Genomic DNA, 12,983 nt, shown 5'->3' with positions numbered 1-12,983 from the left:
ACGTGCAAGCGAATGGTTTTGATTGATTCAAGATAAACAGATTTGAAATGAGACAATCTTACGATATTCGGGATTCTTATTCAATATGAATAACGATTAACTATCATTAAAATCAATATATTATATGATATTACACAAAGTAACTTTGAGAATAGAGATAATTTTTTTGCCTTTTAAAGGGGGGTATAAGCTTACCTATAAGAAAGAAGAGAAAGGCTTTGGTGAAGAGCCATTGATGTCTCAATTTGTGCTGCATTTTATAAGGTTTAGGTTTGAAAGTTTATCTCTGAACAGTAGCAAAAAAGAGAAACGTTTTTTAAAGAATAAAAAGTTTTTACACGGTATGCATCAATATAAATGTGTATGGTTATTAATGGATTTTTATGCTGAAGTTTCTTATAGAAGAGAGCAGTATTATTTGGATAATATGCTCTCTTTGATTGGTAATCTTTTGTGTTAAAAGATATAGGTGAGGTGCGATGGATCATTTTTATGTTGTGGAGAAGGATTGATGAGTTTTTTTCGTTGTATTGGCCGTTCTGCCTTATTTATGTTGGATCCAGAGCAAGCACACGGTTTAGCGATTCTCGGGCTGAAAAGTGGATTAAATGGCTGTCAAAAGGTTATCGATAAACGTTTGTGTGTAACTGTTGCTGGGCTTGAGTTTGAAAATTTTATTGGTCTTGCTGCGGGGTTTGATAAAAATGCAGAGGTTGTGGATGGTGTTTTTCGTTTAGGATTTGGTTTTACAGAAATTGGGACAGTGACACCAAAGCCTCAGATTGGAAATTCTAAACCACGACTCTTTCGTTTAAAAGAAGATGAAGCAATTATTAATAGAATGGGTTTTAATAATGATGGACATCAAGTTGTTTACAACAGATTGCGCGCGTGTAAAAAAACTGGTGTTGTAGGCGTTAACATTGGAGCCAATAAGGATACGGTTAATAAGATTGGTGATTATACTGTTGGTATTGCTCATTTTTATGATGTTGCTGATTATTTTACGGTTAATATTTCTTCTCCTAATACACCAGGCTTACGTGATTTACAGGCCCGTGACAGTTTGCATCTTTTGTTGAGTGCAATTTCGCAAGTGCGAAATGAGCAAGAGAAAAAGCATGGATTCTCCATTCCCATTTTTTTAAAAATTGCTCCTGATTTATCAGAGAAAGAATTAGATGATGTTGCTGAAGAAATAAAGCTTTCTAATTTTAATGGGCTGATTGTTTCTAACACAACTCTTTCACGCCAGGGGCTTAGCAATAGTCACCTCAGCAATGAAGAGGGAGGGCTTTCTGGACGTCCACTTTTTGAACGTTCTACTATTGTGCTTGCAAAAATGCGTCAAAAGTTAGGGAAGGAGATTGCAATTATCGGTGTTGGCGGTGTAAAGGACGCACAAACTGCTTTGGAAAAAGTAAAAGCTGGTGCAGATTTGATTCAATTATACAGTGGGATGGTTTATGAAGGTCCAGATCTTGTCATAACTATTCTGCAAGAGATTTTGCAGATGATGCAACAAGATGGAGTTGATAACATAAAAAGCTATCGTGATCATAGTCTTGAGCATTGGGCAAAATTTCCTTTGTAAAAAACGCTTTTTTCTTCACAAAAAATTGCGAGATTTTTTTAAAGGGGCTTGCAAACTTTGTTGATTTTCCTTATGTCACATAAGCAAAGGATAAATGTTTACAAAATCGTGAACAGTTATGGTACATTTTCTTTTTATGCGGTTGTAGCTCAGTTGGTTAGAGCGCTGGTTTGTGGCACCAGAGGTCGTAGGTTCAAATCCCACCAACCGTACCATTTTCCTTTATAAACTATTCTCATTTCTTTTGTTTCTTTAAGAAATCTGCACTTCTCAGCCTCTTTTGCATATGATCGCTAACGTAGCTTAAGTTCCTTGAGACAGTGAATTTTTCTCTCTTTTCGCCCAAAATAGCCAAAACATCTCATTGAGCGGAGACTTTTTTAAAAAGTCCTCTTCTAAATTTATTATTTTTTTCAATAGGATATAAATTTATCGTTTTGGGGGCACGGTAGACTTATAGCAGTAACAAGCTTAGGCGTATAGTTAGTAGACACCGTCATTATTGAGGAGTTTATTTAAATTGTGTTTGATCGATTAAGGTATACAGAAAAACGTGATCAATAAGCTTAGGTTTATTGGTTCTAAGCGTGGAGGGGGGGAAGCTATCCAATGCAAAAGAATAAATTATTTTTTTGCGCTGAGCGTTGGTTGTTTTTCGACATAATTGCATTTTTGTCTAACTTTGTGAACACACACTATTTTCTGGACTAATCGAGGAAATAGAACATTCATGTGTTAAGAGGATTAGACAGTGAGTTGTAAACAATTAGAGCAAGAAATAGCCACTGTAAAGTATACATCAATGTAGGAATCCAAAGCCTTATAGCACACTTATTTCAGTGAGGATGTGCTGTGGTGCAATAAAGCAACACTGGCTATGAAGCGGGCTTATCGTATGAAAGTGCTAGAATATGGTGGTTTAAGTTAAGAGACACTGATCTTTTTGCGTGATGAACAGTCGGCTAAAATAAAGAGCACGCAAAAGAAAAGCGCCCGTTTTGGGTACACAATTGCGCCGCGACGATTATTTAGGCCAAACGCATCATGTGCTTGTGGTGCCAAAAGGCTATCAATGAGGGCAAGATTTACAAAAGCTTGAAAGCTATTGCCAAATATATTACTGACATCAATTGGAATGGCTATTTGTTTTTTGGCTTTGTAGGGCGGGGATGAGAGGATGACAGTGGACAAGAAAGGTGCTTAAACAAACGATAAAACCAATACGCGGCGCTATATATAAACGTAAATTCACTGAAGAAGGCTTAGAGCAAGAGTTTAATTCACTAGACGACAAAAAGAAGCAGGCGAAAGCTTTGTTAAAGCTTATTGTTATGAAGGTTGGCAATTAATACCAACGTTGCTGATAATGTAAAAATTATGACACAATATATTTAAGGAGCGAGTGCAAGAGATTAATACATTCCTATGGCAGATTGTAAAAGCATGGTTTGCACATGAGCCTAATTATATGATTGATAAGGCAATACAAATCATTCAGGGAAAAAATGACAAGAGCTATATTTTATTATGAATCTGACACACAGTATAAAACCTATAAAAGCAAAGCGTTTTATGGCATGGGAAGGATTTTCAGCCTCCTGGCGGGCGTTTGAGGGTGTTCTTACACACCGTAAAAGGTATTTTAGCAAATTTTGCTTGCACGGACAAGGGAGAACTAGAAGTGGATGTCGACATAATTCCTTGTGAAATTGGTTTTTATTGCGTCGAAATAAATGATGAAGAAATTTATGTTTTAGTTGGCAGTGATAGTCTTGTATGTGCTTGACCAAGCCACATGTGACGCAATTTTAAAATTACCTATGGTGGCATGTCGTCAAATTGACGATACAGCTCTTCGATTTGTTAGAAATATAACAAGACTAAAAGATAGACATATTTTGGATGTGTTTGTGCCAATTGATAAGCTTATTGATAATATTTGTAAGTGCCATAATAGCACACAAAAAATATAAAATCGCCGCCTTTATTATGCCAAAAAGTGCGCCAATTTAGAGCGCGAAATTATTGCTTTTGCAGAGTAAATCAAAGAAAAGCAAAATGATCAAAATGTGGTAATGCGAATTGATCTAGCTGACTTGCGTAAGCAAAAAGACATAAAACAAGCACAAGAAACTTTAAAAAATAAAGAGAACAGCTTATACGACACTTTTCATGAAAGTAAGTTTGCAGAGGATATAGAAATAAATAGGATAAAAGGAATTGCGACGTACAAAAGAAATATTCATAGACATATTTTATACTAAGCGTAACGGAGAAGCGCAAAGATGAGTATAATAGCGGGTGAAGATAAAATAGAGGGCATGAGTCAAAGCCCTATTAATCCAGACATAGAAAAGTTAAAAGCAGCCTTTCCGCAATGTTTTGCTGAGGGAAAACTGGATATAGATCAGCTTCTTAATCTATGCGGTGAATATATTGATAATGATTTTGAGAAGTTCAAATTTGAATGGAAGGGCAAAGGAGCAAGTTTAAAGCTTGCGCAAAAGCCTTCACTTGCGACATTGCGTCCGAAGCGCGAGGAGAGCGTAAACTTTGATAATACACATAATCTTTATATTAAGGGCGATAATCTTGAAGTGTTAAAACTTATCCAGCGGGCTTATTTTGGCCAAGTGAAGATGATCTATATAGACCCGCCCTATAATACGGGGAATGATTTTATCTATGATGATGATTTTAAAGACCCATTGGCGCGATATAAGGAAGTAACCAAGCAGACAACGAAGTCAAACCCTGAGACAATGGGGCGGTTTCATACGGCGTGGCTCAATATGATTTATCCGCGCTTGCGTTTGGCACAGACGCTTTTGCGTGATGATGGTGTGATCTTTATCTCGATTGATGATCATGAAGTGCACAATTTGCGTAAGCTCTGTGATGAAGTGTTTGGCGAGGAGAATTTTGTCGCGCAATTGGTGTGGAGTTTGTCTAGCGGAACGCAAGCAGGGCATTTCACGCGGTCGCATGAATATATTGTTGTTTACGCAAGATATAAGACAGCCCTAAATTATTTTAAAGATTTAGACGGTGGAGTTATCAGTGATAGGGCAGTAAAAAAAATCTCGGCTGCAAATCCAGCGAGTGAAGTATTGTTTCCTAAAGGAAGCATTCAATTTGAAGGAACAGATGCGGAGTTTCCTGATGAGTTGGGGGGCTTAGAGAAGCAATATGTTGTTGCAGGTAAATTGCGCTTTGAGAATGGCTTATTAGCGGAAGATGTAACTATTAAAGCAGGGTGGGCTATGAAGAACCAGCTTATGTCATGGCTGGGCGGAAAAGAAACTTTTGATAGTAAGGGACAAAGAGTCACTCGATTTTATTTTAATGCGCAAGGTCGTGTTTGCTATGAAAAAGAAAGAGGTACGGTTCATCCCAAAACAGTGCTGCCTCTGGAGATTGGGAGTACCAAAAAAGGCTCTTCGGAATTGATTCAATTGTTGGGTGCAAAATTGTTGGAGTATCCAAAGCCTACTGCGCTGCTTGAGTATTTAATAAAGCACATTTGCACCAGCGACAACGACATCATTCTCGATTTTTTCGCTGGATCTAGTACAACAGCGCATGCAGTGATGGCTTTGAATGCCGAAGATGGTGGCAATCGCAAATTCATCATGGTGCAATTGCCTGAATTGTGTGATGAGAAGAGCGAAGCTTATAAGGCTGGTTATAAAACTATCTGCGATATAGGTAGCGAACGTATTCGCCGCGCTGGTGCACAAATCAAGCAAAAGCATGAAGCAGAACTCAGAAGCAAGCAGCCTTTAGATACCGGATTTCGCGTGCTAGAGCTCGATAGTTCCAACTTTTCCATATGGGACGATAGCCCGATTGATCCGAATGCATTTGATGTTAAAGAACAATTACAAATGCGTTTGGATCATATTTTGCGGGGGGTGAAACCCGAGCGCTCTCATCAAGATATTATCTTCGAGATCATACTTAAATATGGTTGGCCATTGGATTGTAAAATTTATCCTTTACCAATCAATGGCAAAAAATTCTATTATATAAGCGAGAGCGAAGGCGATGTCTTAGTGATTATAGCCATAGATCCGCCCTTTGAACCCGAAGATGCGGAAGAGATGATAAAGTATTTTCCCGTAAAAATCGTAGCGCTTGATGCGGCTTTTAAAAGTGATGAGGCGCTTATTAATTGCGACTTTATCTTTAAAGACAATGAAGTAAGTTTTGATAAAATTTAAACTATAGAGAGACGATTGGGGCGTCGATATGAAACTTAAATTTAAACAACAAGAATTTCAAAATGATGCGGTTAAAAGCGTCATTGATTTATTTAAAGGCCAACCACGACGAGATTCTTCTATTTTTTTGTGTTCAGAACAAGGACAATTAGCGTTAAATGAATTTGGTTATGGTAATCAATTATTGATCAGTGATGAAAGTATATTAGCAAATTTACAAGAGGTGCAACAGAACAATAAACTCTTGGCGAGTGAGACGCTAGAGCAAAAGCAATTTTCTATTGAGATGGAAACGGGAACAGGCAAAACTTATGTCTATAGCAAGACGATTTTTGAGTTAAATCAACGCTATGGTTTTACCAAATTTATTATCGTCGTACCAAGTGTTGCTATTCGCGAAGGGGTATATAAATCACTTCAAGTAACAAGGGAGCATTTTCAAGCAGAGTTTGATAATCTGCCCTATCGTTATTTTATTTATAATTCAAAAGATCTTTCGCAAATTCGCCAATTTGCAAGTTCTACCAATATTGAAATTATGATTATCAATATTGATGCATTTAAAAAAGCAGAAAATATTATCAACCTTCCGCAAGATAGACTGAATGGCGAAAGTGCTATGCGCTATATCCAAGATACAAATCCGATTGTGATCATAGATGAACCGCAATCGGTGGATAGTACAGCAAAAGCGAAGGAGGCTATTGCGAGCCTTAATCCGCTTTGTGTTTTCCGCTATAGTGCCACGCATAAAGATGAGATTAATCTTTTATATCGTTTAACACCTGTTGATGCTTATAAAAAAGGACTTGTAAAGCAAATTTGTGTTTCTTCTAATCAGATAGAGCAAGATTTTAACCGTCCCTATATTGCCTTGAAATCCGTATCACACAAACATGGCTTTAAGGCGCGCTTAGAGTTGGATATTGCGGGAAAGAATGGCACGGTGAGCCGCAAAACAGTTACAGTGAGACAAGGCGATGATCTGTATCGCGTTACTGGCGGGCGTGAGCTTTATAGGGGTTATATTGTTTCGGGTATCAATTGCATGGCGGGGGATGAAGCTGTTGAGTTTTCTGATACTGAAGTTGTCAAATTTGGCCACGCTCTTGGTGATGTGAATATAATAGAGCTTAAACGCGCGCAAATTTATCGCACTATAGAAACACATTTAGATAAAGAATTGCGGCTTGTTCCTTTAGGGATTAAAGTTTTATCACTTTTTTTTATTGATGAGGTGGCTAAATATCGTAGCTCTGATGAAGAGCCAGCACTTTATGAGCGTATGTTTGAAGAATGTTATGAAGAGCTGTTGGCGAAAAAGAAATATGACTTCTTGCGAACTAAGTTTGCGCAAAATGTTCGAAACGTGCACGGTGGTTATTTCTCGCAAGACAAGAAAGGCGTGTATAAGGATACAAAGGGCGATAGCCAAGCTGATGATGACACTTATAACACGATTATGCGTGATAAGGAGTGGTTATTATCTTTTGCATGCCCCTTGCGTTTTATCTTTTCGCATTCGGCCTTGAGAGAAGGCTGGGATAATCCGAATGTGTTTCAAGTGTGTATGTTGATTGAGCAAAAGTCGAACTTTACCGCACGGCAAAAGATTGGTCGCGGTTTGCGCTTGTGCGTAAACCAACAGGGTGAACAGGTAGAAGATAAAGATATAAATGTGCTGCATGTCATGGTGAATGAAAGCTTTTCTGAGTTTGTGAGTACATTGCAAAAAGAATTAGAGGCGGATATTGGTTATAAACTTGGTACATTGCAGATGGAGCAGTTGGTTGGCCGTATTTATGAAGATGTAAAATATGTGGCCGCTAAAGTGGAAGTATCGCAAGCACAAAAAATTGTTAAAATACTTGTTGCAAAAGATTTTATTGATGAGGCGGGTGTCGTTAAAGTAGATCAAGATTTAGTGGCGAGCGAATTTGAAGCGATGGGGGCGGAAGAAATACCACGCGAATTGCGTCAAGAAATTGTTAAAAAAACTAATTCGGGCGCGCTTATTAATGTTGAGATGCTGCAAGATCTGATTTATATGACAGCTGTAACGGAAACAAAGATTCTGTCTTCGCAAGAGGCTGCTGATATATTGGTTGAGTTGCGTGAAAAGGCCTTGCTTACATCAGCAGGAAAAATCACAGATACATTAAAAGCGCAATGGGCGACTGGGACGTTAGATTTAAGTGAACGTTTTAGTAAAGGGCAAAAGCGGGCTGTGCTGCAGGCATTAGAAGCGAGCCAAGCTATGCCGATTATTCGTAATGCTACGCGCGAAGTGCGGGTTAAGCTTAAAAAGCAAACAGTGGCTTCGCCAGAGTTTTTGTCCTTGTGGGAGAAGATCAATAAAAAGACCACTTATCGTGCAAAGCTTGATCGCACAGAGTTTTTTGCCAAAGCAGTGGATGCAGTGGAAAAAATGGCACCAGTTGCGCCCGCGCATTTGGTTTATCAGACAGCAGAGATAGAACTGGATAGTGCTGGTGTAACCTATGAAGAGCAGTTATTAAAGCAAAGTGCGCTTGATTATAGTTTTTGTGCACTGCCGAACATTGTACATTATTTGACCTTAAAGCTAAAATTAACCGCAAAGACAATTATTGGTATTTTGACAAAGAGTGGTCGTGAGCATGAGTTTGTGAAAAATCCACAAGCTTTTTTAGAGCGCATAGAAGAAATACTCAATAAAATCTATGTTAATCTTACAATTGATGGCATTAAATATTTAAAGCTGGTCGGGCAAGAATATAGTGTGCAAGAGCTTTTTACCAGTGAAGAGCTTGTGGAAAATTTAGAGCGTACAGCTGTTATAAGTGAGAAGAGTGTGTATGATCATGTGGTTTATGAAAGTAGTGTGGAGAAAGAGTTTGCACAAAGTCTTGAAAATGATCCTGAAGTCAGATTGTTTTTTAAACTGCCAAGAAGTTTTAAAATAGCCACTCCTATTGGTTCTTATACGCCTGATTGGGCGGTTTTTTTAGAGCGGGATGGCGAACAAAAGCTTTACTTTGTGCTGGAGACAAAAGGGGCAAATAGCGAGTTTGATTTGCGCCTTAAAGAATTACTGAAGATTAAATGCGGCAAAGCGCATTTTGCTGCACTGCAAACGAGCGTTGCGTTTAACGACCAGCCGGTGATAAATTGGCGTGAATATAAGCGTACTTTGCCCGAAGGGGCGCATGAGTTTCCAAGTGCTGCGGTGGTTGTTGCAGAATGATTGGTGCATGAAATACTTAACGTGGGTGAGGGGGAGAGCAAAGCTTTTTATATCAAGATAATAAATTGACAAAAGGTAGCTATAATGTACACTTCATGTTAAATTTAATTGTTTTCATTTAATACGGGGGTAAAGTTGTGAAAACTAAAATATGTATAATCCACTGAAAAAAATTAAAATTAAGCGTGTTGATGTTGCTGCGCTCAAAGCTCGAGTAAGTGAGCAGAAAATGGCTGCTCGATGTGCCCTTCTGAATTGAGGTTTTAAAATATATAAAGCTGGCGGCAAAAAAACCGCCAGCTTTATAGGTTTTGGATATATTAATGACAATAGATTATGAAGTTAAAAAATTGCTCTATGGCTGTGGGGCAATGAGCGGGGTCCAGCTGATTATAGGTCCCTTCCATGCTTTTTTTCTTGTTTATGGGCGTTAATATAGCACAGTTAGCCTTATTGCAAATTGTGTTTAGCGCGGTTATTTGTATTTTTGAAGTGCCTTGTGGGATTTTAGGATATAAAATCGGCGTTAAACAAAATGTTATCTTTTCATGTTTCTTTTTTTCGCTCTTCTTCTTTTTATGTATCTACGCGCCTAATCTTTCTGTCTTAATTCCGGCAGAAATTATTTATGCTTTAGGCTTTGTTTTATTTTCTGGTTCTGATAGCACATGGATTAAAGGCTTAATCGACAGCGGTGGTTACAAGAGTAGTTTGATCGACCACCAAGTAAATGCCTATAAGCGGGAACTAACGGCATTCATGAATATGATTGCTGGTGTACTAGGTGTTCTTATTGTTTTGTGTATGGATAATTATCAGTCGGCATATTATTTTTGTTCTTTCGGGTTTCTCATGCTTGTATTCTTGTTTAGTCGGGTGACGGGGATAGGTATTGCATCCGCTTCGGATAGTCAGTCAATAGACTCGGGTTCTTTGTTGCATGCAACAGAAGCTTTTACTTATTTAGTTACCTCAAAAATCGGGTTATATTATATATTGATATGTGGTTTTATTGTTGCTGCATTGCAGCCAATATTTCATTTTTGGCAACCTTTTATTTTGGGACAGACAGGAGTATTAGACAATGCGACAGGAAAGACTAAAATTCTTATTCTTGGCCTGTGCTTTGTGTCTTATACTCTCGTAAAATACTTATTTAATCGCTTTGTAATTAAATATCTTATGCAAAAATATGCTCCTATGGTGATAATTTTGTGCTCACTCGTCCTGAGTGCTGTTGTTATGCTTGCTCTGCTTCTCGTTGCAAACAGCAGGGCCCCTATTATTTTATTCACCGTATTTCACAGTTTTTTTCTGTTCCTATGACGCAGTTTGAAGCAGAATTTTTTAAACATATTCAACAAAATAATGCAAATACGGTTTTATCCGTTGTTAGTTTTTTTGCGCGTATTTTTGGTATTTTAGCGCTTGTACTGATTAGTTGGTTAGCAAATAATATTTGTATAGAAGCAGCTTTTTGTTTTGCCTTGATTTGTATATGTTTAATTATCCCGCTTAATTTGGCTTGGCTTTATACTGATAAAAAGTTAATAAAGACGAGGAGGTTTGAGAGTGAAGATACAGTTGAATAGGACTTTGCCTATGACTTACATAAAGACACAGGAAAAAATAGTGTGTGGGTCATCTTATATGGATTTTTTAGTAGAGATGCTTATCGATTTGCATGCGCCAAATGATTGTGCTGCTATTAGCTAGAAATATCGCGAATGAGCATATCAAGAGGATATGATATTGATGCGTTGTTAAATGAATACTTCAGATTGGATTCGGAGGCGGCCAAAATTATTATTTTGGGGAAGGGCAATCATTCATATGAAGCCTCTATAGGTTTTGTGATGTGGACATGGTGCGTATAGTTATAGAATGCTCTCCTAGTGAGTGCTAGATGGTGCTTTTGCGTCCGTAAAATGTTGTGCGTTGGTTGTTGAACTAAAGTTTCATAATTTTAGATCGTAGCGGTGGGGCATCGAGGTGTCTTATGTATCATAACCGCTCTTTTTTAATTGGTGTATAGGCACAATGGATTGTAAAAATGCTAATGCCTGTGTTTTTTGACAACTTGGTCGGCTTTGTTTTTTACGTATGTAAGCAGCGAGTAAGCAAAGGTTAGCACAGGTGTATTACTTGCAGTACCAAAAAATTTTATTGGAAATACTGAAAATGGATGTGCAAGACGAACAAACGCTTGCTAAGAGTATTGTATCAACGACTGTAACTGCTTGGGGGTGTAATGTTGTACAAAAAACGCATGGCATTCCAAAAAAAACAATAAGGCGCATTGCGCTTCTCCTTTTACCTTAATGCGTTCTCATTATGCATCTTTTACACAAGACTTGCGATGGAAAGATTTTACGGAACAAATCAATTGTTTTGTTTAAAAGATCCGAGCTTCATACACTTTTCAATATGGAAGGGTATTCACAATGTTTGTTGTGATGAAGCAATTGCTATCTCTTGGCATGCCACTGGCTGTTGGGTTTATCTCTCAGATGATGATTTCCTTCACAGAAGCAGCGCTTGTAGCGCATTTAGGCGTGCAAGCCTTGAGTGGTACAATGTTAGCTCTGAGTATATTTAGTTTTGTTATGTTGTTTGGGCTAGGTATTATTACCGCGGTTGCACCAAAACTTGCGGAAAGTTTTCGTAGACAAGATAGATATGCATTAAAGGCATGGTTTGATCAAGGAATAGGGCTTTCCCTTTTGATTGGAACGGTGAGTGCGATCATTTTACTCAACACGAGGAATATTTTGTGTTTTCTCGGCCAAGATGGGACAATTGCCAATATAGCGCAGGAATATAATAGTGGTGCTGCTATAGGAGGGGTGTTTTTTTATCTTTATGTGAATAGCCGGGGATTGCTGTCAGCAATTGGTAATCCACAGCCTTTAACCTGGGTTATGCTTGCAGCTATCATCGTGAATTTTTTTATCTCTTGGCCGCTTATTTTTGGTATAGGTTCTGCGAGCGGATTAGGTGTCTTTGGTGCTGGAGTTGCGAGCAGTTTGATCCGTATTTTAATTGTTATCGCTGCGGCAATAATTTTGTCCCGCAATTCTGCTTTTCATTCTTTTCGCTTTAATTATTTGAGACCAAAGTTAGAGATTTCACGAATAATAAAATTGCTGCGAGTAGGGCTACCCATTGGTATACGTATTCTTATTGCGGAAGGCTTTCCTTCGGTCATTGCATTTATGATTACGGCTTATGGGGTCGAATCTTTGGCTGCACATACGATAGGGATGCGTCTCGATATGCTTATTTCTGTGGTGGCTTTGGGAATTTCCAGCGCAGCTGCGACAATAGCAGCGTGGTATAGAGCAGATAGGAATAATATGGCTCTAAAACAGTTGCGTATAAGTGTCACAGTTTTTGCTGTAGCTTATGTCTTATTTTTATCAGTGGTTGTTTATCTCTCTTATGAATTTATCCTTACAACTATCTTTAATATTTCTTCAGAACGCGTTATTGTTTTCTCTTGGGAGTTGCTTCCATTCATCTTATTGTCTTTTGCTTTTGGCACTTTAGGAGCTATGCTCAATGGCATACTTGTGGGTTTGCTTGATACGTTTTGGTCAACAATTGTTGTAGCAATAAGTTATTGGGGGTTAGGCCTATTGGGGGGAGCGCTAATGGCGCATTTTTTTGAATATGACTTTATTGGCTATTGGCTTGGCATGATTGGTGCAAGCTTAATCGTTTCTATCTTTAATTATATGCGCGTGGGTTATTTAATAAAATGCAATCCTATGTTTGGGGTAGAGTGAGTGTTATAAAAGCGCTTGTAAAGCACTAGCTGTGAAGGCATAGCTATTCACCGTCCATAGAGGATGTTTTACTTCTATGGAGATAACAATATAGGTTACAAAACTTGCTTAATATTGAAAAGAAGTGCCTTTGATTGTAGCCTCAATATTCT

Annotated in this window: 9 protein-coding genes and 1 tRNA gene; all 10 read left to right on the top strand. The window is 38.2% G+C overall.

All coding sequences use genetic code 11. The features are described 5' to 3' along the window. Window positions 1-166 precede the first annotated feature (166 nt). The 10 genes from ACFIMU_RS02195 (at window position 167) to ACFIMU_RS02150 (ending at window position 12,831) form a co-directional block, all read left to right on the top strand. On the top strand, window positions 167-460 hold the full coding sequence (locus ACFIMU_RS02195; RefSeq protein ID WP_375606464.1) for a hypothetical protein: 294 nt from the start codon (window positions 167-169) through the stop codon (window positions 458-460). A 51-nt stretch (window positions 461-511) separates the two neighbouring features. Then, window positions 512-1,594 (top strand): quinone-dependent dihydroorotate dehydrogenase, encoded by a 1,083-nt coding sequence (locus ACFIMU_RS02190; RefSeq protein WP_375609059.1) that lies wholly within the window; start codon window positions 512-514, stop codon window positions 1,592-1,594. Window positions 1,595-1,732: 138 nt separating this feature from the next. Next, a tRNA-His gene (locus ACFIMU_RS02185) sits at window positions 1,733-1,809 on the top strand. A gap of 829 nt (window positions 1,810-2,638) precedes the next feature. Then, entirely contained in the window at window positions 2,639-2,767 is a 129-nt protein-coding gene (locus ACFIMU_RS02180; RefSeq protein ID WP_375686367.1) for a DUF2924 domain-containing protein, read from the top strand. Between the two features lie 1,112 nt (window positions 2,768-3,879). Beyond that, complete coding sequence (locus tag ACFIMU_RS02175) at window positions 3,880-5,817, top strand: site-specific DNA-methyltransferase (protein ID WP_375696784.1); 1,938 nt, start codon at window positions 3,880-3,882, stop codon at window positions 5,815-5,817. Window positions 5,818-5,845: 28 nt separating this feature from the next. Then, window positions 5,846-9,043 (top strand): DEAD/DEAH box helicase family protein, encoded by a 3,198-nt coding sequence (locus ACFIMU_RS02170; protein ID WP_375696783.1) that lies wholly within the window; start codon window positions 5,846-5,848, stop codon window positions 9,041-9,043. Between the two features lie 405 nt (window positions 9,044-9,448). Next, the gene (locus tag ACFIMU_RS02165) at window positions 9,449-10,369 is read left to right on the top strand and encodes an MFS transporter (protein ID WP_375686370.1); all 921 of its coding nucleotides are present in this window, start codon (window positions 9,449-9,451) and stop codon (window positions 10,367-10,369) included. Beyond that, on the top strand, window positions 10,366-10,635 hold the full coding sequence (locus ACFIMU_RS02160; RefSeq protein WP_375686371.1) for a hypothetical protein: 270 nt from the start codon (window positions 10,366-10,368) through the stop codon (window positions 10,633-10,635). Before ACFIMU_RS02165 ends, ACFIMU_RS02160 begins: the two co-directional genes overlap by 4 nt. Window positions 10,636-11,188: 553 nt before the next feature. Further along, complete coding sequence (locus tag ACFIMU_RS02155) at window positions 11,189-11,365, top strand: hypothetical protein (protein ID WP_375686372.1); 177 nt, start codon at window positions 11,189-11,191, stop codon at window positions 11,363-11,365. A 122-nt stretch (window positions 11,366-11,487) separates the two neighbouring features. Beyond that, window positions 11,488-12,831: an MATE family efflux transporter gene (locus ACFIMU_RS02150; protein ID WP_375695254.1), complete on the top strand. Its 1,344-nt coding sequence runs from the start codon at window positions 11,488-11,490 to the stop codon at window positions 12,829-12,831. Window positions 12,832-12,983: the final 152 nt, after the last annotated feature.

The organism is Bartonella sp. AC70YNML (assembly GCF_042196545.1).
Classification (GTDB): domain Bacteria; phylum Pseudomonadota; class Alphaproteobacteria; order Rhizobiales; family Rhizobiaceae; genus Bartonella.
The sequence above is the reverse complement of the archived record's forward strand: the minus strand, read 5'-3'. Positions and strand labels throughout refer to the sequence as shown.